This is a genomic window from Lysinibacillus sp. GW247-5R2A, from assembly GCF_059424475.1.
The window spans coordinates 653,170-675,286 of the sequence record NZ_JBWKZL010000001.1 but is presented as its reverse complement, the minus strand read 5'-3'; the positions used below and the strand labels follow the sequence as shown (position 1 = coordinate 675,286).

Annotated in this window: 22 protein-coding genes and 1 other annotated feature; of the genes, 21 read left to right on the top strand and 1 reads right to left on the bottom strand. The window is 37.9% G+C overall.

The genetic code is table 11. The annotated features are described in order from the left end of the window. Positions 1-22 precede the first annotated feature (22 nt). The 20 genes from AC07YC_RS03300 (at position 23) to ileS (ending at position 20,259) form a co-directional block, all read left to right on the top strand. On the top strand, positions 23-1,939 hold the full coding sequence (locus AC07YC_RS03300) for a stage V sporulation protein D (protein ID WP_494918346.1): 1,917 nt from the start codon (positions 23-25) through the stop codon (positions 1,937-1,939). A gap of 125 nt (positions 1,940-2,064) precedes the next feature. After that, complete coding sequence (mraY, locus tag AC07YC_RS03295; RefSeq protein WP_036123778.1) at positions 2,065-3,036, top strand: phospho-N-acetylmuramoyl-pentapeptide-transferase; 972 nt, start codon at positions 2,065-2,067, stop codon at positions 3,034-3,036. Continuing rightward, positions 3,036-4,385 (top strand): UDP-N-acetylmuramoyl-L-alanine--D-glutamate ligase, encoded by a 1,350-nt coding sequence (murD, locus tag AC07YC_RS03290; RefSeq protein WP_494918345.1) that lies wholly within the window; start codon positions 3,036-3,038, stop codon positions 4,383-4,385. The genes mraY and murD overlap by 1 nt, the downstream gene beginning before the upstream one ends. Positions 4,386-4,426: 41 nt before the next feature. Then, entirely contained in the window at positions 4,427-5,506 is a 1,080-nt protein-coding gene (ftsW, locus tag AC07YC_RS03285) for a putative lipid II flippase FtsW (protein WP_336634409.1), read from the top strand. Between the two features lie 20 nt (positions 5,507-5,526). Further along, a complete protein-coding gene (locus AC07YC_RS03280; protein WP_336634408.1) occupies positions 5,527-6,357 on the top strand; it encodes a cell division protein FtsQ/DivIB in 831 nt (276 codons plus the stop codon). After that, positions 6,338-7,063: a DUF881 domain-containing protein gene (locus AC07YC_RS03275; protein ID WP_336634407.1), complete on the top strand. Its 726-nt coding sequence runs from the start codon at positions 6,338-6,340 to the stop codon at positions 7,061-7,063. Before AC07YC_RS03280 ends, AC07YC_RS03275 begins: the two co-directional genes overlap by 20 nt. A gap of 100 nt (positions 7,064-7,163) precedes the next feature. Beyond that, positions 7,164-7,883: a DUF881 domain-containing protein gene (locus AC07YC_RS03270; protein WP_036123785.1), complete on the top strand. Its 720-nt coding sequence runs from the start codon at positions 7,164-7,166 to the stop codon at positions 7,881-7,883. Positions 7,884-7,886: 3 nt separating this feature from the next. Next, the gene (locus AC07YC_RS03265) at positions 7,887-8,258 is read left to right on the top strand and encodes a small basic family protein (protein WP_008173872.1); all 372 of its coding nucleotides are present in this window, start codon (positions 7,887-7,889) and stop codon (positions 8,256-8,258) included. Positions 8,259-8,353: 95 nt separating this feature from the next. After that, positions 8,354-9,637, top strand: a complete 1,284-nt coding sequence (gene ftsA / locus AC07YC_RS03260; protein WP_336634405.1) for a cell division protein FtsA — start codon at positions 8,354-8,356, stop codon at positions 9,635-9,637. A 53-nt stretch (positions 9,638-9,690) separates the two neighbouring features. Then, positions 9,691-10,848 (top strand): cell division protein FtsZ, encoded by a 1,158-nt coding sequence (gene ftsZ / locus AC07YC_RS03255; protein ID WP_494918344.1) that lies wholly within the window; start codon positions 9,691-9,693, stop codon positions 10,846-10,848. Positions 10,849-11,040: 192 nt separating this feature from the next. Continuing rightward, positions 11,041-11,874 carry a sigma-E processing peptidase SpoIIGA gene (locus AC07YC_RS03250; protein ID WP_494918343.1) on the top strand — a complete coding sequence of 278 codons (834 nt, stop codon included), beginning with the start codon at positions 11,041-11,043 and terminating at the stop codon, positions 11,872-11,874. 13 nt (positions 11,875-11,887) lie between these two features. Continuing rightward, positions 11,888-12,595: an RNA polymerase sporulation sigma factor SigE gene (sigE, locus tag AC07YC_RS03245; RefSeq protein ID WP_025113851.1), complete on the top strand. Its 708-nt coding sequence runs from the start codon at positions 11,888-11,890 to the stop codon at positions 12,593-12,595. 114 nt (positions 12,596-12,709) lie between these two features. Beyond that, the gene (gene sigG, locus AC07YC_RS03240) at positions 12,710-13,483 is read left to right on the top strand and encodes an RNA polymerase sporulation sigma factor SigG (protein ID WP_025113852.1); all 774 of its coding nucleotides are present in this window, start codon (positions 12,710-12,712) and stop codon (positions 13,481-13,483) included. Positions 13,484-13,623: 140 nt separating this feature from the next. Continuing rightward, positions 13,624-13,860 carry a PRC-barrel domain-containing protein gene (locus AC07YC_RS03235; RefSeq protein WP_025113853.1) on the top strand — a complete coding sequence of 79 codons (237 nt, stop codon included), beginning with the start codon at positions 13,624-13,626 and terminating at the stop codon, positions 13,858-13,860. Between the two features lie 89 nt (positions 13,861-13,949). Then, positions 13,950-14,654, top strand: coding sequence for a YggS family pyridoxal phosphate-dependent enzyme (locus tag AC07YC_RS03230; protein WP_164908764.1), 705 nt, complete (start codon positions 13,950-13,952; stop codon positions 14,652-14,654). Further along, entirely contained in the window at positions 14,638-15,138 is a 501-nt protein-coding gene (locus tag AC07YC_RS03225; protein ID WP_336634402.1) for a cell division protein SepF, read from the top strand. The genes AC07YC_RS03230 and AC07YC_RS03225 overlap by 17 nt, the downstream gene beginning before the upstream one ends. A gap of 20 nt (positions 15,139-15,158) precedes the next feature. Further along, on the top strand, positions 15,159-15,440 hold the full coding sequence (locus tag AC07YC_RS03220) for a YggT family protein (RefSeq protein WP_008173852.1): 282 nt from the start codon (positions 15,159-15,161) through the stop codon (positions 15,438-15,440). Positions 15,441-15,641: 201 nt separating this feature from the next. Further along, complete coding sequence (locus AC07YC_RS03215; RefSeq protein WP_336634401.1) at positions 15,642-16,430, top strand: YlmH family RNA-binding protein; 789 nt, start codon at positions 15,642-15,644, stop codon at positions 16,428-16,430. A gap of 95 nt (positions 16,431-16,525) precedes the next feature. Then, positions 16,526-17,050, top strand: a complete 525-nt coding sequence (locus tag AC07YC_RS03210) for a DivIVA domain-containing protein (RefSeq protein WP_402789519.1) — start codon at positions 16,526-16,528, stop codon at positions 17,048-17,050. A gap of 100 nt (positions 17,051-17,150) precedes the next feature. Beyond that, positions 17,151-17,378, top strand: a binding site (T-box leader). Positions 17,379-17,490: 112 nt separating this feature from the next. Beyond that, positions 17,491-20,259: an isoleucine--tRNA ligase gene (gene ileS / locus AC07YC_RS03205; protein ID WP_336634400.1), complete on the top strand. Its 2,769-nt coding sequence runs from the start codon at positions 17,491-17,493 to the stop codon at positions 20,257-20,259. 111 nt (positions 20,260-20,370) lie between these two features. On the opposite strand, the gene AC07YC_RS03200 is transcribed toward ileS, so the two are convergent. After that, positions 20,371-21,576 carry an AraC family transcriptional regulator gene (locus AC07YC_RS03200; RefSeq protein WP_494918342.1) on the bottom strand — a complete coding sequence of 402 codons (1,206 nt, stop codon included), beginning with the start codon at positions 21,574-21,576 and terminating at the stop codon, positions 20,371-20,373. A 204-nt stretch (positions 21,577-21,780) separates the two neighbouring features. Here AC07YC_RS03200 and AC07YC_RS03195 point away from each other — a divergent pair, with 204 nt between their 5' ends. Then, positions 21,781-22,116 carry a hypothetical protein gene (locus AC07YC_RS03195; RefSeq protein WP_494918341.1) on the top strand — a complete coding sequence of 112 codons (336 nt, stop codon included), beginning with the start codon at positions 21,781-21,783 and terminating at the stop codon, positions 22,114-22,116. Position 22,117 lies beyond the last annotated feature (1 nt).

The window sequence follows — 22,117 nt, the reverse complement described above, 5'->3', positions numbered from 1 at the left end:
AAAAAACAAGGTGTGATGTCGAATGAAGTGGATTTCTATCCATTCTAAAAAGCGTTTACGTATTTTATATGTGTTGTTTATGTGTGCTGCAGTGGCGATAGTGATTAGGCTTTTCTTTTTGCAAGTGTTGGATCAAAAGGAACTGACAACGAAGGCAGAAGAGAACTGGGACCGAGAAATACCATTTGCTAATGAACGAGGGCATATTACTGATCGAGATGGTGAGAGTATTGTAACCAATAAGCTAGCACCAACATTATATTTTATGCCTTCCCAGAGTAAAGATATTGAAGGAGCGGCTGAAAAAATTGCGCAAGTTCTAGGAGTGGACAAAGGGAAACTTTTAGAGAAGATGAAGAAAAAAGCCTATTTAGTAAAGCTAGCGCCTGAGGGGAAAAATATCCCCTATGAAAAAGCAGTGGAATTACAGGGCTTACAAATTGAAGGACTATATAGTGGTGTCGACTACTCAAGAGACTATCCATATGGGACACTTTTATCTCGATTTTTAGGCTTTACAGGGTATGATGCACAAGGCTTAGCTGGTATCGAATATGAATATGATAAGTTTTTGCAGGCTAATTCATCTGCAATTCGCCTCTTTACCGATGCAAAGGGCAATAATTTACCGAATGTCGCGAGTGCTTGGAAGGCTGGCGAGGATGGGGCAACTATCGAGCTAACGATCGACGTTGATGTCCAACAGGTCGTTGAACGTGAATTGTCACAGGCTATGGAGCGCTATGAAGCGGACCAAGCATTGGCGATTGCTATGAATCCAAATAATGGTGAAATTTTAGCGTTAGCCTCTTATCCAACTTTCAATCCGGCTGAATATCAATTAGTTGAGCCTGCGATTTATAATCGGAATTTACCTGTGTGGATGACGTACGAGCCAGGTTCTACTTTTAAAATTATTACGCTAAGTGCTGCATTGGAAGAAAATTTAGTGGATTTAGAGCATGATACTTTTTATGATCCAGGGTATACGATGGTCGCTGGAGCAAGACTTCGTTGTTGGAAGCGTGAAGGGCATGGACATGAAACCTTTTTAGAAGTTGTGGAGAATTCCTGTAACCCAGGCTTTATTGAATTAGGGCAGCGGTTAGGTAATGAGCGACTATTGCAATATATTAAAGATTTTGGCTTTGGTCAAAAGACTGGTTCCAATATTGCTGGTGAAGCTTCAGGAATATTATTCTCTAAGGAAGCCTTCGGACCTGTTGAACAGGCAACAACCTCATTTGGGCAAGGGGTAGCGGTAACTCCCATTCAGCAAGTTCAAGCGGTAGCAGCAGCAATAAATGGAGGCAAGCTTTATACGCCTTATGTTGTGAAAAAAGTATTTAATCCTAATACCGGGGAAGTCATACAGGAAACTAAGCCTGTTGTCAAAAATCAGGTGATTCGTGAGGAGACTTCTGCAAAGGTTCGGGGCGCATTGGAGTCTGTTGTAGCGAATGGCTCAGGTCGACAAGCCTTCCGGGATGGTTTACGAATTGGCGGTAAAACCGGAACAGCACAAAAGGTTGAAAACGGCCGTTACAAAAGTGGAGAATATATCGTATCATTTATTGGCTTTGCACCTGCTGACAATCCACAAATTGTCGTCTATGTAGCAGTCGACAACCCTAAAAAGACGACGCAGTTTGGTGGCGTTGTCGCAGCTCCTATTGTTGGGCAAATTATTGAGGATGTTGCACCGTTTATAGGTATTGAAAAATCGAAGGAACAGCTTGAAAAGGATTATCGGTATGGAGATCCAATTACTGTGAAGGTACCGAATTTCATCGGGCAAACAAAGGATGATATTGCCAAGCAGTTTTATCCATTCCGTATAGAATGGCATGGAGAAGGGACTAAAATTGGTAACCAGTTACCTGAAGTGGATAGTGTTATCAAACAAGATGGTACCATTCATTTATATTTGGAGAACTGAACTAACTTTACCTTTAAAAAATGGGAAAGAACCACTATTATTATGAAGGGTAGTAATAAATAAATGAAAGTTTATGCTTTTTTCCTAACGAAGAAAGTGAAACAAGATTTAAAGGAGATTTTTCAATGAAACTCGCAACAACACTTACCATTTTAGCTCTTGCTTTTATAGTAACAGTTATCCTGGCACCAATTAGTATTCCACTTCTTCGACGCCTAAAGTTTGGGCAAAGTATTCGTGAAGAGGGACCGAAATCACATATGAAAAAAGCTGGTACACCAACAATGGGCGGTATAATTTTCTTAATTTCTATCGTCCTAACAACTGTTGGTGTAGGAAGCTTTTTAGATTTATTAACGACACAGACCGTAGTACTTTTACTAGTATTAGCAGGATTTGGCTTAATAGGTTTACTGGATGATGGTTTGAAGGTTGTATTTAAAAGGAATTTGGGGTTAACCTCTCTTCAAAAATTAATTGGTCAAATAGTTATCGCCATCCTTGCATATTTTCTACTGCATGTTGGATCGTTTGATACAACACTTGCTATTCCATTTACAAATTGGACAGTTGATCTTGGTGTCTTCTATGTTGCCTTTTTAATTTTTTGGTTAGTAGGCTTCTCCAATGCGGTGAATTTAACAGATGGTTTAGATGGACTAGTGGCAGGAACTGCATCGATTGCTTTTGCGGCATTTGGCGTTATTGCACTTTTCCAAAGCCAAGCTGATATTGCTTTATTTGCCTTTGCTGTTACAGGAGCATTATTAGGGTTTTTATTATTTAATGCGAATCCAGCAAAAGTATTTATGGGTGATACGGGTTCATTAGCATTAGGTGGGGCGTTAGCCATGGTATCGGTATTAGTAAAAGAAGAGTTTTTACTTTTACTAGTTGGCTTGGTATTTGTCATCGAAACATTATCCGTTATTTTACAGGTAGGTAGCTTTAAACTGCGTAAAAAGCGTATTTTTAAGATGAGTCCAATCCATCACCATTTTGAATTATCAGGTTGGTCAGAGTGGAAAGTAGTGCTTGTCTTCTGGTCAACTGCCCTAGCAGTAGCATTGATTGCAGTCTTATCGGAGGCGTTTTAATGAAAAACTATACAGATTTACAACATAAAAAAGTACTTGTGTTAGGCCTAGCAAAAAGTGGTGTGGCCGCTGCAGAAATTTTACATGAGCTCGGCGCCTTTGTCACAGTCAATGATTCCAAACCATTTGATGAAAGCCCGGATGCTCAGGGGCTATTACAAAAGGGGATTACCGTGATTTGTGGTCGTCACCCTGAGGATTTACTGGATGAAGGTTTTGAATTAGTCGTTAAAAACCCAGGTATTCCTTATAGTAATCGCATTGTAGCGGATGCTCTCCATCGCGATATTCCGGTGTGGACGGAGATTGAACTTGCTTATTTAATCAGTGATGCACCATTTATAGGTATTACAGGCTCGAATGGGAAAACAACGACGACTACTTTAATATTCGATATGTTGAACAACGGAAGTAAGAATCCTTTGATTGCAGGGAATATCGGTACAGTTGCTTGTGGCGTCGCTAAAGAAGCTAATGAAGATGACATTATTGTAACAGAGCTGTCATCGTTCCAATTGATGGGGACAAAAACATTTAAGCCAAAAATTTCTATTCTAACAAACCTTTATGATGCCCATCTTGACTATCATGGAACATTTGATAATTATGCGGAAGCAAAGTTTGCTGTGACGTGTAATCAGGATGAAAGTGATTACTTTATTTATAATGCTGATCAACCAATTGTAGTTGAATATGCAGCGCAATCGAATGCGCAAAAAATTCCATTCAGTTCAAATGGACGTACTGTCGACGGAATCAGCGCAGATGATACAACGATATATTGGCAAGGGGAGCCTTATATGGACCGGGCGAATATCGCGCTGCCTGGTAAGCATAATTTAGAGAACATCCTAGCAGCAGTGGCAGCCTGTATTTTAGTTGGCTGTGACAAAGGGAAAATGGAAGAGGTTTTAGCAACATTTGGCGGAGTGAGACACCGTACTCAATTCGTACGCGAATGGAATGGTCGGAAGATTTATAATGACTCCAAAGCTACTAACTGTTTAGCAACAAAAAGTGCTTTAGACGCATTCCAAGCGCCAGTTATTTTGCTAGCAGGTGGTTTAGATCGAGGACACTCTTTTGAGGAGCTTCGATCTAGTATGAATCATGTGAAAGGCGTCGTCGCATTCGGAGAAACTGGACTACGTTTTGTTGAATTTGCAAAATCATGCGGTGTCCAACAAACAGTTATCGCTCAAAATGTGGAAGACGCTGTACACTATGCAGCACCGATGTCAGCAGAGGGAGATATTATTTTATTATCTCCAGCATGTGCAAGCTGGGATCAATATGACAGCTTTGAAATACGCGGAGATGTTTTTATTGATGCTGTAATGAAGCTGTAATGAGCCTGTAACTATTTTAGAATATACTTGACTTTGGAAGGATGGCATTACTGAGAGGGAAAGAAAGTTACTTATTGCTCGTCACAACTTTGATGCTATCAGTAATCGGCATTATTTTCGTCTATTCTGCGGGGACTTATTGGAGTGCCATTCATTATAGTGGAAAAATGCCGTTTTATATGAAGCAAAGCGTATACTTTGTGGTAGCCATAATTGTATTTTTAATCACAATTCGATTAAATATTTTGAGAGAGCAGTCCTTTTGGAAAATGGCCTATATATTTTCGTTAATTTTACTTGTTCTAGTGTTAATACCTGGTATTGGGCTAGTGCGAAATGGTTCGCAAAGCTGGATAGGGGTTGGTCCATTGACAATCCAGCCAGCGGAGCTAACGAAAATAACTGTCATTGTTTACCTGAGTCATATTTTAGCGCAGCATAAAACAGGGACTCCCGTTGTTAATTGGCGCCATGCTTTAATCCTATTAATCCCTGTTGCTTTGATTATGTTGCAGCCTGACTTCGGTTCAGTATTTATTCTTGTTGTGGCTGTATTTTTATTGTTTTTTGTCGCTGGGTACCCGTTAAAACTATATGCCATGATTATGCTGGTTGGTATAGCGGGACTAGTAGGGTTAATTGCAACTGCACCATATCGACTAAAGCGAATAGAAGCATTCCTCGATCCATGGGCTGATCCCTTGGTAAGTGGGTTCCAAGCAGTGCAATCACTAATGGCGATTGGTCCTGCCGGAATTTTTGGTCATGGTTTTGGACAAAGTCGGCAAAAGTTTCTATATTTGCCTGAGCCACAAAATGACTTTATTTACGCTATTATTTTGGAAGAAGTCGGCTTGATTGGTGGTCTCTTTATTTTAGCACTATTCGTACTGACAATTTATGCGGGCTATAGATTTGCTGTACAGGCTAAAAGCCGAACATCCTATTATGCGATTATAGGGCTAGTCACAATGCTGATGGTGCAAGCGTTTCTTAATATAGCTGTAGTAATAGGTTTAGTACCTGTAACCGGCGTTACATTGCCTTTTATTAGCTATGGAGGAACATCTTTAGTCACAATGTGGTTAATAATAGGTATTATTTATCAATTAGCGAAATAAATATAAAGGAGGAGTACTTTTTGGAGAAAGTAATTGATATAGAAGATCGTATACCTACGCTAAAAAAGCGACGAAAAAAGCGTACAAATCGTAAATTTATCGTGCTAATATTACTTTTCTTTATTGTGTTAGCAGTACTCCTTTATTTTCAATCTCCTTACAGTAACATCAATAAAATAACAGTCAATGGTGCGAAGCTGGTAGATCATGAACATTATGTGGAGACAAGTACCCTTGCGCTAGGTAAATCAATGTGGGGGTTCAAAATAGAAGACGTGGAGAATCTTCTGTTAAAGGATAAATGGGTAAAAGAAGCACATGTTAAACGTAACTGGCTTCGAGGCGTAACGATAGATGTGAAAGAATGGAAAAAAGTTGCGTATTTGGCTGGGGATGGAACCTATTATCCGTTGCTTGAAAATGGTGAACGTTTTGAGCAAAAGGGCAATGATACTCCAATTGATGCACCTGTTTTTATTGGTATTACTGGTGAAAAAACAATTAAAAAACTAGTTGCACAGTTAGCACAATTAAAACCAGAAGTATTAGCTTTAATTTCTCAGGTTAACACGAATAGTAATGATACAAATCCGAACGCAGTAAAGCTTTATATGAATGATGGCTATGAGGTACGAGCTATTATTCAGACGCTTGCGGATAAGTTAAATTATTACCCCTCTATTGTTGCACAAATTGCAAATTTAGAAAAAGGTGTGATTGATTTAGAGGTCGGTTCCTATTATCGTCCTTTTAATGAGGAGTACAACAAAATAAGCATCGACATGGAAGCTAATGAAGATGGGGAAATGGTTGACCAGGAAGTGACAGAAGATGAACAACAAGAAGAATAGCAAAGGGAGTTTTTTTTCTAGAAAACAATTTGAATTATTGATTGTTTGTGTGACAACAGGGTTTATTATTGGCTATTCATATAATCAGGCAAAAGATAACCGCGAAGCAGGTACAATTAATTCAGAGCTTTTTGAGCAAGAAGATTCGTATCGTGAGGAATTGATCACTCAGCAAGAACGCAATAAAGAGTTAACGGAAGAGTTAAATAGCCTACAGGAGCAAATTCGGAAGTATGAGAAATCATTTGCCTCTGATGAGAAGGACTATAAGAAGCTTGTTGAACAAGCGGAGGATTTACGGCTCTTACTTGGTGAGTTGAAGAGTGATGGAAAAGGAATACGGATTACTCTCCAAGATGGTGATTATGATCCAAAATCTTTGAATCCGAATGATTATATCGTTCATGAAAGCCACGTTTTTAAATTGTTGAATGAATTGAAAATTTCGGGTGCCCAAGCCATTGCTATTAATGGGCAACGTGTCTTGGCCAATTCCTATATCCGATGTAATGGTCCAGTCATAACTATTGATGGTACACAGCATCCCGCTCCTTTTGTAATAGAAGCTGTAGGAGATTCTGATACTTTAATGGCTTCTTTAAATTTAAATGGCGGTGTCGTTGATCAATTACTAAATGACAATATTGTGGTGTCTTTAGAAGAACATCAAAAACTTACAATGCCAAGAGTAAAAGTAGAAAGTTAAGGACAAGTCCTAGTTCATGTTTAAAGTCTAATTTCAGCCTCCATAGAAGTTTTACATTGACTTCTGAGAGAGGCATACGATACGTCTAGGAGGGGCTATTTTGCGAAGAAATATGTACACCCGAATAACGATCGTGCTATTTATTATCGGTTTGATGATAGCGGTACAATACAATACCATACAAAAACCAGCAGAGCGAGATACACGAGATATTTGGGCAATAAGAGAGGAATTAGCACAAGAAAAGCAAAGGCATTCCGCATTACTGGCAGAAATTCGCTCACTTCATGAAGTAGTGGATCGCTATGAGCAATCTGAAAAGGTAAATCAGCAAGCAGCTTTACATGAAACATTGAATCGTTTAAAGCAACAGGCTGGACTAACAGAAGTGATAGGGCCTGGTGTCATACTTCGGATTGAACCAGCACCTGAATTAATGGAGATGGGCTATGACATTAAAGAAATATCGCCCGATTTATTAACTCAATTATTAAATACGCTGTTTAAAAACGATGCAACAAGTGTTTCAATAGATGGCAATCGTGTTGTTCAAACAACAGCCATTCGGGACATAAATGGGAAGACAACGGTGAATAGTGTACCATTGTCGTCACCTAAATTTGATATATATGTTGGGACAAGCGACTATAAAGCAGCTCAAAAAATGTATAATTCGCTTCAAGCCTCGACGTTTATAGATTCATTTTATTTAGATAATTATAATTTAGTAATTGAAGAGCCAATAGATCAATTACAAATTCCAGCATTTGATCAGCCATTGACAAATGATTACTTAGCAGAGGTAAAAAAAGGAGATTAATTTATGTGGCTACCATTTTTAGGTTTGATATTTGGACTTGCCCTTGGCTTGTTAACAAATATACAAATCCCCTCTATGTATGAAAATTATCTGTCAATAGCAGTTTTAGCAGCTTTAGATACATTATTTGGTGGTATCCGTGCTCAATTACAGCAAGTGTACGACGATAAAGTTTTTGTATCAGGATTCTTTTTTAATATAGTTCTCGCAGCAGGGTTAGCGTTTATAGGTGTGAATTTAGGGATAGATTTGTATTTAGCAGCCATTTTCGCTTTTGGAGTACGTTTATTCCAAAATATCGCAATAATTAGGCGTATATTACTAACTCGCTTAGATGAGAAACGTCACAAGAAAGAAAAAACTTCCATAGATTAAGAGAAAAATTGACCAAAATACTCGATTTGCTTAGACATTATGCCAAATTTACAATAGAATGAAAATAAGAGCATTTTTCAAGGAGGTGCAGCGAATTGAATCAGCAAGATTTATACATTTCACTTGATATTGGATCCTCCTCTATCAAGGTATTAATAGGTGAAATGAGTGACGGACAATTACATGTAATTGGCGTCGGAAATGTAAAATCGAATGGGGTTCGAAAAGGAGCAATTGTTGACATCGATGCAACAGTTCAATCTATTCGAAAAGCGGTAGAACAAGCCGAACGAATGACAGGTTATCAAATTCACGAAGTCGTTCTAGGCGTTCCTGCTAACCAAACGATGTTACAGCTAGTTAAAGGTGTTGTCGCTGTAAATAGTGAAAACAGAGAAATTACAGATGATGATTTAGACAGAGTGGTAGAATCTGCACAAGTCATGTCAATACCTCCTGAACGTGAATTAGTTAACATCATTCCAAGACAGTTTATTGTGGACAATCTTGATGAAATTAAAGATCCTCGTGGTATGATTGGCATCCGTCTAGAAATGGATGCAACAATGATAACGACATCCAAAACGCTTTTACACAATGTTCTTCGCTGTGTTGAGCGTGCAGGTTTAAGTATACGAGAAATATATTTGCAACCATTAGCATCAGGCTACTTTGCATTAACTGAAGATGAGAAAAACCAAGGAACTGCCTTTGTAGACATAGGAGGCGGCTCTACTACAATTGCGGTATTTGAAGAGGGATTGTTAACGCATACAGGCGTCCTACCAGTTGGTGGTGATCATATAACGAAAGATATTTCCATCGTTTTAAAGACACCAACAGAACAGGCTGAAAATATCAAACACCAATTTGGACATGCCTTTTATGATGATGCATCTGACGATGAAATCTTTGAAGTACCGATTGTAGGAACAGATTCTACTGATCAATATAGCCAACGCTATATCTCAGAAATTATTGGCGCTCGCCTAGAAGAATTACTAGAATTAGTGATTGACGAGTTAGCACGTCTAGGTGTTAGAGATTTACCTGGTGGCGTTGTTTTAACTGGTGGTGTTGCTAAACTTGAAGGTATTGCCCAGTTAGCACGTCAAATTCTTCAAACGCGTGTAAGAATTTATACACCCGATTATATTGGCGTTAGAGAGCCTTCATTTGCAACGGCAGTTGGACTTATTCGTTACGCCTATTTAGAAGATGATTTTTACGGTAAAAGTACGAATACGCAACCTGTTGAATATGCAGCTGTAGGAGCTCAAGCAGCTATGCCTAAAAAGCAAGAGTATTCTGCACCTTCAGAACCAAAAGAAAGCGTAATCGGGAGAGCAAAAAAATTATTTGATAAGTTTTTTGATTAACTAGAATGCGTAATGATTGATACAGAGTCGAGTTACCGTGGGAGGAAAAAGAGATGTTAGAATTTGATACAAATGTAGATGAACTTGCAGTAATAAAGGTCATAGGTGTTGGTGGCGGCGGTAACAACGCTGTCAATCGAATGATAGAACATGGTGTACAAGGTGTTGACTTTATCGCAGTTAACACAGATTCACAAGCACTGAATTTATCAAAGGCGGAGGTTAGGCTTCAAATTGGTGCTAAACTGACGCGTGGATTAGGTGCAGGTGCTAATCCAGAAGTAGGAAAAAAAGCGGCTGAAGAAAGTCGTGAGCAATTAGAAGAGGTTCTACGTGGCGCAGACATGGTTTTCGTCACTGCCGGTATGGGTGGAGGAACTGGTACTGGTGCAGCACCAGTAATTGCACAAATTGCTCGTGAGTTAGGAGCACTAACAGTAGGTGTTGTGACACGTCCATTTACATTTGAAGGACGTAAACGTCAAACACAGGCTATCGGCGGAATTGGTGGTATGAAAGAAGCCGTGGATACACTAATTGTTATCCCGAACGACAAGCTATTACAAATTGTCGATAAATCAACACCAATGTTAGAAGCTTTCAGAGAAGCGGATAACGTACTTCGTCAAGGTGTCCAAGGTATTTCTGATTTAATCGCAACACCTGGTCTTATTAACTTAGACTTTGCAGACGTGAAAACAATTATGTCAAACAAAGGCTCAGCATTAATGGGTATCGGTATTGCTACTGGTGAAAACCGTGCTTCAGAAGCTGCAAAGAAAGCCATTTCGAGCCCTTTACTAGAATCGTCTATCGATGGTGCTAAAGGTGTTCTTATGAATATTACAGGTGGCTCTAACCTTAGCTTATTTGAAGTGCAAGAAGCCGCAGATATCGTAGCTTCTGCATCTGATGAAGAAGTAAATATGATTTTCGGTTCTGTTATTAATGAAAATCTAAAAGATGAAATCATTGTGACAGTTATCGCAACAGGCTTCTCGGAAGAAGCTTTACAACAACAACGTCATACAGTAAAACCGTCACTTAATATGAATAGACAATCTGCTCCACAACAACAAGCACCAATTCGTGAACAACGACAAGAAATGCATGTTCAACAAGAGCAGCCACGTCAAAATCAGCAAAATTATGCACAGGATGACATGCTTGAGGTCCCAGCATTTTTACGTAATCGCAAAAATCGTGGTTAATTGAAATAAAACAACTTCTAAAAAGCTCGTATTTTACATATGTAAAATACGAGCTTTTTATATTTGTTGTCGAGATGTTCATTTGTGTAAGGAAACCATGTATTTTGTCAAAACATTTTAAGGAAATGATGCGATTGTTTGACAATATTTGTGGGTGTAACGTGCTAACTTTGTAAGTAGGAGGCGGCTGTTATGTATGGAGAATGGCTGGTGCTCATTAATACGCTTTTCAATCTAGCGATACTCACGTTTACGGCAAGAGTAACAGGGGTTTTGGTCAAGAATTCAAGATTATTAATGAGTTCGTTTTGTAGTAGTTTAGTAGCTGTAATTGGCGGTCAAATGCTGTGGACTACGGTTCTTAGTTTTATATTACTCATAGGTATAGCTTTTCGCTTTAAGATTCGAAGCTTCCAAAAGCAAGGACCGATCGTTTTAACAGCAACGATCGTTATCGGTGGATTGTTAACAGCACTACAACCTTTTTTAAACAAACTTTCTGCCACCCATTTTATAATGATTTGTTTTGTACTCGCAGTTTTAAATCTCGTTGCATTCTATAAGCAATGGGGGTTTGTGAAGCTAGAGCGTTTAAGTGGACAATTTGTATTTGAAACAACTTTAAAAATCTTTGGTGCACTAATACCACTTTCAGCTTTTGTGGATACAGGTAACCAAGCAATTGAGCCGCTTTCAGGTAAGCCCGTTCATTTCGTCTCATATACAGCTTTAAGTCCACATTTACCTGCGGATTTCCGCAAATCATTAATAGAATGGCAAGAAACAGATCCGTACAATGTATCTATGTTTTCAGAAGATTATCAGCGTTATATACGATTTATTCATATCAATACTGTACAGCAACAAACTGTTGTATTAGGTTTTCGCTTTGATGAATGGCTTATAAAGGGGGAGCCTTCGCAGGTGAAATCGAATGAATATATCGTTTTAACAAAAAAGGCTAAAAATTTTCCACATAGCACAGCAGCAATTTTACATTTTTCAGCGCTTTCAAATAACTCATAGAGGGGGAGAACTATTGCTTCTTAGGCTACTTGCTAGCTTGAAAAAATTTTGGAGTAAGTTTCGTAGTCGTGAAACGTACTATATAGGGGGAAATGATTCATTGCCAGTGCCACTAAGTCGAGAAGAAGAAGTTACAGTCATTGCATCCTTTATGAAAGGTGATTTACGTGCTAGAGACACACTAATTGAACGTAATTTACGTCTTGTTGTTTATATTGCTAGACGTTTTGACAATACGGGGACACCAATCGAAGATTTAATCAGCATTGGTTCTATCGGGTTAATAAAGGCGATTGAAACGTTCAATACAGATAAAAATATTAAGCTTGCAACTTACGCATCACGATGCATTGAAAATGAAATTTTAATGCACTTACGAAAAACTAGTCGTATGAAGGGTGAAGTGTCATTAGATGAACCATTAAACTCTGATGCAGATGGAAATGAATTATTACTATCAGATATTTTAGGTACAGAAGAGCACATTATTCTTGATAATGTGGAGAAAAAAATTGAACGTCAGCATATGTTCCATGCCATTAATTTATTGGGTGCACGTGAACGATATATTATGGAATGCCGTTTTGGTCTCAATGGGAAGGTGGAAATGACGCAAAAAGAAGTGGCAGATCATTTAGGGATATCACAATCCTATATTTCCCGCTTGGAAAAGAAAATTATTCAGGATTTACGTGAAAATTTAAATCAACCAATTTCTTAGAAAGGGAAAATTAACCTACCTAAAATTGGTCATAGCTTTTGTGCATATTCTTGTTTCTCTCGGACAAACTGATGTCACGGTTTAGTCAGAGAATAACATCCGGAGGAATCGAATATGCGAACAAAAGTAGATCTTTGCGGCTTAGATACATCGACTTTGCCAATTTTAAAGCACGAGGAAATGAAGGAACTCTTCATTCGTTTACAAGCTGGTGAAACTGAAATCAGAGAAGAGCTTGTCATGTGCAATTTAAGGTTAGTGCTAAGTATTGTTGGTAGATTTGCCTATAGAGGTGAACAGGCAGATGATTTATTTCAAGTAGGCTGTATTGGCCTCATGAAAGCCATTGATCATTTTGATTTAAAGCATAATGTGAGATTTTCAACATATGCTGTCCCGATGATCATTGGTGAAATTCGTCGCCATCTGCGTGATCATCATGCATTACGGGTATCTCGTTCTTTAAGAGATATTGCGTATAAGGCAATGCAAGCAAAAGAACAGTGGATAACCGAAAATTTGCGCGAACCAACGATTGAAGAAATTGCTGACATGATCGAGATGAAAAAAGAAGATGTTTTATTTGCTTTAGATGCAATTCAAGACCCTATGTCATTACAAGAGCCCATATATTCAGATGGAGGGGACGCTGTCTATATGATGGACCAATTACGTGATGATGATGTATCAGAAGATCAATGGGTTGCCTATGTGTCGGTAAAGGAAAGCTTACAAAAACTAGATGAACGTCAGCAAATGATCGTGGCAAAACGTTTTTATTACGGTGAAACACAAACTGAGATTGCTAAAGAATTAGGGATTTCACAAGCACAAATTTCACGTCTTGAAAAAAATGCAATTGAAACAATGCAAAAAGATTACAAATAAAAAATGCGCATCGAATTATTCGGTGCGCATTTTATCTTCATTCAATGAACAATTGATACATAAATATAAAGAGACAGCAAAGTTTGATAATAGAGAAAAATAATTTAGATGAAAGAGTAATGGATAGAGGAGGTTTTTCATTGCGGTTCTCATTATTACAACAAAAAGAAGTAATTGAAGCAGGAAATGGGCGATTTATAGGATTTGTGGTAGATGCAGAGGTATCGAAAGAAACGGGCTATGTAACAGCATTTTTAATTGCCGAGCCCCGAAAATATCTTGGTTTTTTTAAAGGAGAAGAATCTGTAAGAAAAGTGTATATGAAAGATGTGCTTGTCGTTGGCAAGGATGTCATTTTGGTAAAGGCACTTTCCTAAAAGGCTGACATAGGTCAGGCTATTCATTGATAAATCAAGCATGGCTTGTTACAATAAGAGAAACTAATGTTGTAAAGTTGGGAAAAACAGTGACAAAAATTTTAGCAAATTTAAACAAACTAAATGATTTAATAGCAGCAGCAGAAACAAGAGTCAATCGTGAAGCCAATAATGTTCAAATAATAGCTGTGACGAAAGAGGTTTCTGTAGAAAGAACCCAAGAAGCAATCGAAGCTGGATTGACTCATTTAGGAGAAAACCGACCTGAAGGTTTAAATCGTAAACTATCTGCGATTCAAGCCCATGTCAATTGGCATTATATCGGGTCCCTACAAACACGTAAAGTAAAACAAGTGATTAACAGCATTGATTATTTACATTCATTAGATCGTTTGAGTTTGGCAGAAGAAATTGAAAAAAGAGCAGTAAAGCCTGTAAAATGTTTTATACAAGTAAATGTTTCAGGGGAAGAATCAAAACATGGTTTAAGCATGGAAGCAGTTTTACCTTTTGTAGAATCATTGAAAGGTTTTACAAAAGTCGAAGTTGTCGGTTTAATGACAATGGCACCAAACACAGAAGACGAAACACTTATTCGTTCTGTATTTAAGCAATTAAAACAATGTCAACAGCAAATAGCCGAGCAAGGATTCGCACACGCACCTTGTACCGAGTTATCAATGGGCATGTCTAATGACTTTGAAATTGCGGTAGAGGAAGGGGCTACTTTTGTTCGAGTCGGAACGGCTCTTGTTGGAAATGAAAGAGGGGAACAGGATGAGCATGAAAAATAAAATTAAAAACTTCTTTTACCTTGAAGAAGAATTAGAAGAAGAAATCACGCAAGCTCCTATTCAGCAGCAACAACCCGTACAACAACAACAGCAACCGATTCATTCAGTAAAGCCTAAAAAAACAATTAAAGAACGTAAGGCATCGATCCATGAAATTGTGCCGCAAAGTACAGCTACTCCGAATAATATTGTCAGCTTACAAGCTGCAATGAGTTCCAAAGGAGCAAAAGTTGTCTTAATAGAGCCTAGAGTCTATGCAGAAGCACAAGATATCGCGGAACACTTAAAAAATAAACGTGCAGCTATCGTTAATTTACAACGTATTGAGCGAGAGCAAGGTAAACGCATTATTGATTTTTTAAGTGGCACAGTTTATGCCCTTGCAGGGGATATACAACGTATCGGGAAAGATATTTTCCTTTGCACTCCAGACAGCGTAGAAGTGACTGGTGAAATTACGAACTTTATTTTAGACGATAATTAATAGCGAGGATTGTAGTTTATATGACTTTTTTTATAATACTTGGTTATGTATCATTAGCATTTAGGATTTATTCATTTATGCTAATTGCATATATCTTAATGTCTTGGGTGCCTGCCGCTCAAAATTCAGCCATTGGACGAATGCTTGAAAAAGTGTGTGAGCCTTATTTGGGGATATTCCGAAAGTTTATCCCACCGCTTGGTATGATTGATATTTCACCAATTGTGGCAATCTTTATGCTGAATTTTATTGAAAGAGGACTTGTGATAGTCATTCAGAAATTATTTCTTATGTTCGTATAAATATAAAATCCTCACGTTTTAGTGGGGGTTTTTTATTTATATTGAAAATAGAGGAAAAGCAGATGTCGCGAATTTTAAAGTGGCTATTCGAGTGAACTCGAAAAATTTTTAATGCCATGATGTCAAAGTACCAATGATTGGGAATACTATGTTCATCCAATCAATGAAGCAAATAGGAACGATGAAAGAGGAGACAATGAGATGGAGCACTTGATTCAGCATTTTCGGAAAGATGAGCAACCTTTTATTGAACAGGTAATAAGCTGGCAGCGGGAGGTAGAGGATCGCTATGCACCTAAGCTGACTGATTTTCTTGATCCAAGACAGCGCTTTATAGTGACATCTATTATTGGACAGGATGACTCAATGAATACATTATGTGCGGGGTTATTTAATGAGGCGGAGAGACAACGTATGCTCATTTATCCAGCCTACTATGAGCCTACAGATAAAGACTTTCAACTGACAGCTTTTACACTTCAGTATCCCGTTAAATTTGTACAATTACGCCATCCAGATGTTTTAGGAGCCTTGTTATCATTAGGGTTAAATCGAAGTAAGTTCGGTGATATTCGCGTGAGTGAGCATCAAATCCAATTTGTCGTGGCAAAAGAAGTGGCAGAATATGTCCGTTTACATTTAACGGGTATTGGTAAAGTAAAGGTACATGTTGAATCTCTTAAAGAACAGGAGCCTCTTCTTATTAATGAAGATGAATGGCTGGAGGAATCTCACACGGTTACCTCCATGCGATTAGATGTTATTATGGCAACCGTTTTGAAAGTGTCTCGTCAAAAAGCACAAGCTTTAATTACTGGTAAAAAAGTGCGGGTCAATTGGACAGAGCGTGATGCCGTTGCTTTTGAATTACAAGAAGGGGATATTTTATCGATAAGAGGGAGCGGTCGTATGAAAATAATTATGACAGAAGGCCGTACAAAAAAAGATAAAATCCGTCTACAAGTCGGTCGATTGGCCCAAAAAAGCTAAAAGAAAAGTAAATTTCATTAATTTATACTGCTAAGTTGTCGGAAGAATTGTATAATAGGAAATACGAATGTACACGAAAAGGAGAGAAGGATAGTATGCCATTATCACCTATTGATATACATAATAAGGAGTTTACAAAAGCTTTCAGAGGATATGCTGAAGATGAAGTAAATGAATTTTTAGATCAAATCATTAAAGACTATGAAATTTTGCTGCGTGAAAAAAAAGAGGTTGATAAGCAACTAGAAATGGCCTTAGAACAAGCGAGGTATTTTAGCTCTTTAGAAGAAACTTTACAAAAGTCTATTGTGGTTGCACAAGAAGCTGCAGATGAAGTACGTAGAAATTCTCAAAAAGAGGCAAAGCTTATTGTCAAAGAAGCCGAGAAAAATGCTGATCGAATCGTTAATGATGCTTTAACGAAAGCACGTAAGGTTACAATTGAAATTGATGAGCTTAAAAAACAATCTAAGGTGTTCCGTAATCGTTTCAAAATGCTTGTTGAAGCCCAGCTTGATTTATTAAATGCAGACGATTGGGATCATTTGCTTCAGTATGATATCGATTTAACAGAAATTCAAGCTTCTGTAGATGAAGCGCAAGAAGCAGAAGATATGTAACACTCCTTTCCATGGAGAGGATCAAATTTAAATGAAACTTGACGCGATTGTTTGAATTTCATATACTTTGTAATAGTAATTATTTTGTACAGACATATGCATAGAAGCAGAGACGAAGACAGTATTTGTTAGGCGTGGTGAAGCGATTTGGGGATAGTGGAAGCCCAAACAAGCAACTAACAATGAACATCACTTCTGAGCTAAATAACTGAAAAAAGTAAGTTATTTCGTGATGCACGACGTTAATGTGCTTGAAAGAGGTAGTGCAACCTATTGGATTGTGCTACAAGTAGGGTGGTACCGCGAGTAGAAGCTTCTCGTCCCTTAGTGGATGAGGGCTTTTTTTATTTGTCCGCGAATCGTTTCAGAAAAGTTAGCCCATAACTGTCGTATGAGAAGAGTGTCGATATGCTTGATGTAAAATAAAGGAGGATTTTTTTATGGTGGAATACAAAGATACTTTATTAATGCCCAAAACGGATTTCCCAATGCGTGGGAATTTACCAGCAAATGAACCAAAAATGCAAGATAAATGGAATGAGATGGATATTAACAAATTACAGATGGAGCGTACAGAAGGTCGTCCTGAATATGTTCTTCATGATGGCCCTCCATATGCAAATGGTGATATTCATATTGGACATGCATTGAATAAAGTATTAAAGGACATGATTACACGTCATCGTTCAATGACTGGTTACCATGTTAATTATATTCCTGGCTGGGATACGCATGGTCTACCTATCGAACAAGCATTGACAAATAAAGGTGTCAAACGTAAAGAAATGTCAGTAGCAGCTTTCCGTCAACTTTGTGAAGAATATGCATATGAGCAAATTGACAATCAACGAAATCAATTCCGTCGTTTAGGGATTCGTGGTAATTGGGAAAATCCTTATATTACTTTGAAACCTGAGTTTGAAGCTCGTCAAATTGAAGTATTCGGAAAGATGGCGGAAAAAGGCTATATTTATAAAGGGTTAAAACCAGTATATTGGTCACCGTCTTCTGAATCTGCTCTTGCTGAAGCAGAAATTGAATATCAAGATATTAAATCGCCTTCTATTTATGTAAGCTTTGCTATTAAAGATGCAAAAGGTGTTGTACCAGCTGATGCTAAATTTATTATTTGGACAACAACTCCTTGGACATTACCAGCAAACTTAGGGATTTCTTTAAATCCTGAGTTCGTTTATGTTGTCGTTGCAGTAGCAAATAAAAAATTCATCATTGCAAAAGATTTATTAGAAACTGTGGCAACGGCTCTTGAATGGGAAGCATATGAAGTTGTTCAAGAAGTGAAGGGTGAAGCATTAGATCGTATTGTCGCTCAGCATCCTTTCTATGATCGTGATTCACTTGTAATGGTAGGCGAACATGTTACTGCTGACGCAGGTACTGGCTGTGTTCACACAGCTCCTGGACACGGGGAAGACGATTATCATATTAGTAAGCAATATGGCTTAGACATTCTTAGCCCACTTGATAATAGTGGCTGCTATACGGATGAAGCACCTGGGTTTGAGGGCGTCTTTTATAATGATGCCAATAAGCTAGTGACAGAAAAGCTAAAGGAAGTAGATGCATTAGAAAGTCTTGGTTTCATTTCGCACTCATACCCACATGATTGGCGTACAAAAAAACCAGTTATTTATCGTGCCACTCCGCAATGGTTTGCGTCTGTTGAAGCGTTCCGTGGAGAGCTATTAGAGGCTGTTAAAGCAACTGCATTTACACCAGCTTGGGGAGAAACACGTCTTTACAATATGATTCGTGACCGTGGAGATTGGGTAATTTCTCGTCAGCGTGCTTGGGGTGTGCCAATTCCAATTTTCTACGCTGAAAATGGTGAACCAATTATTACACCTGAAACAATTAGCCATATCTCAGCACTATTCCGTGAACATGGCTCAAATATTTGGTTCCAAAAAACAGCAAAAGAGTTGTTACCAGAAGGCTTTACACATCCGGGTAGCCCGAACGGTGAATTTACAAAAGAAAATGATATTATGGACGTATGGTTCGACTCAGGTTCTTCACACCAAGGTGTACTTGTAGAACGTGGCATGAAATACCCTGCTGATCTATATTTAGAAGGCTCTGACCAACACCGTGGATGGTTTAACTCTTCTCTTATTACATCAGTAGCTATTAACGGCTTTGCACCATATAAAGGCCTGTTAACGCATGGTTTCGTTCTTGATGGTGATGGTCGTAAAATGAGTAAATCATTAGGGAATGTCATCATTCCACAAAAGGTAATGGATCAATATGGAGCAGATATTCTTCGTCTATGGGTTGCTTCTGTAGACTATACTGCTGACGTCCGAATTTCTATGGATATGTTGAAGCAAGTATCAGAAGTATATCGTAAAATTCGTAACACGTTCCGTTTCCTACACGGCAATATTGCTGATTTCGATCCAACAAAAGATCGTGTAGCCTACGCAGATCTTCGTGAAATGGATCAATATGTGTATATGCGTTTACAGGATGTTCTAAAAACTGTACGAGCTGCATATGATCGTTATGATTTCGCTGCTGTTTATCATGTTGTGAATAATTTTGTAGCAGTAGAGTTATCTTCATTCTATTTAGATATAGCAAAAGATGTCGTTTACATCGAAGGTTCCGACAATAAAGATCGACGAGCAATGCAAACAGTTATTTATGATACATTAATGACTTTAGTAAAAATTATGACACCAATCATCCCTCATACTACAGATGAAATGTGGTCATACTTACATGCTCAAGGTATCGTAGAGGAAGCTTCTGTTCAATTAACGGACTTCCCAGTGGAAGATGTACAAGCTAATTTTGAAAATCTTCGTGCAAAATGGGAAAAAATCATTGATGTACGTGATGATGTTTTAAAAGCATTGGAAGAAGCTCGTAATGCTAAAACGATTGGTAAGTCTCTTGAAGCAAAAGTAACAGTATATGCAAAAGAAGATATCGTAGCATTATTGAACGATGCAAACATTGATTTTGCACAACTATCTATTGTTTCTGCTTTTGAGGTAGCTACAATTGAAGAAGCACCAGCAGATGCTTTGGTACTTGAACATGTATCCATTGTTGTTGAAAAGGCTACAGGTGAGAAGTGTGAACGTTGCTGGTCTATTACGGAAACAGTTGGTGCGAATGAGGCACATCCGACAGTTTGTGCTCGCTGTGCAGAAGTAGTAGAAAAATATTACGCGTAAGTGGAATCAGTGATTAATAAGAATCTGCATTCTATGTAGCTTATAAGCAAGTCTCCTTTAGGGGGCTTGCTTTTTTCATGTGGTTTTTGCAGATTCTCGAAAAACTACATCTTATTTAAACAAAATTTCTTTCGTATTGCGGTAGTCTGTTGGCGATATTCCAACATATTTTTTAAAGGTTAGACTGTAATAATTCGGTGTATTGAACCCACAGGTAGAGGAAATTTTATCAACCGTATAATCAAACTTTCGTAAAAAGGGTAAAGTTTTGATAATACGTGTAAAGGCAACATAGTCAACAAAATTACGTCCCGTTTCTTTTTTAAATAGCCTGCTAAAATGTGTTGGGCTAAAGCTAATATATTTCGCAACTTCACTTATAGAAAGCTGTTCGTCAAAATGCTCCTCTATAAATTGAATGGCTTTTTGAAGCTGTTGATGCTTCGTTAAATCCTCGTAATACCGTATATGAATGTTATCAATAGGCGGTTTTCTTCGAGCTTTTCGTGCCTGAGTATAGGATTCCTTCACTTGCATAGCATCCTGAAATACTCCCCCAACCCCCATGAAAAGGTGGATACAATGGTCCTTTTTTAGTGTCTCGATGACCTCTAATAAAGATGCTTTGCCCTCTGACCAATGCTTGAATGAGTTGTGGTCTTGAGGAATTCGCAAAAGAAGAAGTAAATAGCGTTCAAAATGTAAAAAGGACAACGGCGCTTTATCTGCAAATTTCTGCTGAATAACCGTTGTGATAATGCTGCATGCATCTTGTGGATGAGCTCTCTCTTCATTTACATCAATATAGCCTTGTATTAAGAACACCATATTAGGAATACAGTTAGTCGATAAAAAGGATGCAGATTGTATGATTTCCTGTTCATTATCAATCTCACCGCGTATCAGACGTTTTAAAAAAGCTTCTCGGAAAGGAGAAGTTTGATGTTGGGAAATTTGTTGTGTCAGTTCGAGCATGGTAAGTGTGCTACCCTTTTTTTCCTGATAGGAAATGTGTAACTTTTTTACAATACGTAAAAATTTTGATTTTTGTAATGGTTTGATGAGAAGTGCAGGTAAAACTAATTCAATTGCTATACCAGTCGAGTAGGTAAGGTGTTCTGTAACAATTGGGACAATTATACTATTAGGATAATTTCTTTGTAGTCGTTTAATCTTCACCCAATCAAATAACCGATTGACTTCATAGACAATAAGGGTGTCATCTTCTGGTTTTGGCTCTTTACACTCCATTAAAGCGTTTGGTAAAACTTCTTCTAACCAATCTCTCATTTGTTGCTTTTCCAATGAGCTTTCCATAAACCATACCACCTTTAAAATGCTACCAACCCCCCAAGAATAAAAATGATAGAAATATTTTAACTTAAAATAGCATTTTTTTGTACTAATACAGCAATATTTTATATCTATATTGAAGCTGAAATAGAATAAAATAATTGTAGCGAATAATAATTTGAAATTTCAGATAATTATTTACTAACACAAATAAAGGGGGAGTTGGCTATGGCAGAATTAGGGAGTCATGATTATGAATACGTGGAGGCAGGCACCATTGATGTAAAGGATCTTCCACCTCTAGATGCGGAGACAAATAAAATTATGAAAGATGAATTTACAACGGGTTTAGGCTTATCGGTATTTTATTTTATATTAATTTTTAGTATCCCTGTTATGAATTGGTTTGCACCAGCATTTGCCTTTAAGAAAATGTGGGGTGGCATGACGGTAACCTGGTTTGTGACAACGGTTGTCATGATGGCGATGGCATTTATTATCGCTTATGTGCATACTGCCATGTACGAAAAACGCCTGAAAAAATATGATTTAGCCAATAAGTAGT

Coding starts and splice junctions, on each gene's coding strand:
- AC07YC_RS03300 (WP_494918346.1), top strand. CDS start 23: ATGAAGTGGATTTCTATCCATTCTAAAAAGCGTTTACGTATTTTATAT.
- mraY (WP_036123778.1), top strand. CDS start 2,065: ATGAAACTCGCAACAACACTTACCATTTTAGCTCTTGCTTTTATAGTA.
- murD (WP_494918345.1), top strand. CDS start 3,036: ATGAAAAACTATACAGATTTACAACATAAAAAAGTACTTGTGTTAGGC.
- ftsW (WP_336634409.1), top strand. CDS start 4,427: ATGGCATTACTGAGAGGGAAAGAAAGTTACTTATTGCTCGTCACAACT.
- AC07YC_RS03275 (WP_336634407.1), top strand. CDS start 6,338: ATGAACAACAAGAAGAATAGCAAAGGGAGTTTTTTTTCTAGAAAACAA.
- AC07YC_RS03265 (WP_008173872.1), top strand. CDS start 7,887: ATGTGGCTACCATTTTTAGGTTTGATATTTGGACTTGCCCTTGGCTTG.
- ftsZ (WP_494918344.1), top strand. CDS start 9,691: ATGTTAGAATTTGATACAAATGTAGATGAACTTGCAGTAATAAAGGTC.
- AC07YC_RS03250 (WP_494918343.1), top strand. CDS start 11,041: ATGTATGGAGAATGGCTGGTGCTCATTAATACGCTTTTCAATCTAGCG.
- sigG (WP_025113852.1), top strand. CDS start 12,710: ATGCGAACAAAAGTAGATCTTTGCGGCTTAGATACATCGACTTTGCCA.
- AC07YC_RS03225 (WP_336634402.1), top strand. CDS start 14,638: ATGAGCATGAAAAATAAAATTAAAAACTTCTTTTACCTTGAAGAAGAA.
- AC07YC_RS03220 (WP_008173852.1), top strand. CDS start 15,159: ATGACTTTTTTTATAATACTTGGTTATGTATCATTAGCATTTAGGATT.
- AC07YC_RS03215 (WP_336634401.1), top strand. CDS start 15,642: ATGGAGCACTTGATTCAGCATTTTCGGAAAGATGAGCAACCTTTTATT.
- AC07YC_RS03210 (WP_402789519.1), top strand. CDS start 16,526: ATGCCATTATCACCTATTGATATACATAATAAGGAGTTTACAAAAGCT.
- ileS (WP_336634400.1), top strand. CDS start 17,491: ATGGTGGAATACAAAGATACTTTATTAATGCCCAAAACGGATTTCCCA.
- AC07YC_RS03200 (WP_494918342.1), bottom strand. CDS start 21,576: ATGGAAAGCTCATTGGAAAAGCAACAAATGAGAGATTGGTTAGAAGAA.
- AC07YC_RS03195 (WP_494918341.1), top strand. CDS start 21,781: ATGGCAGAATTAGGGAGTCATGATTATGAATACGTGGAGGCAGGCACC.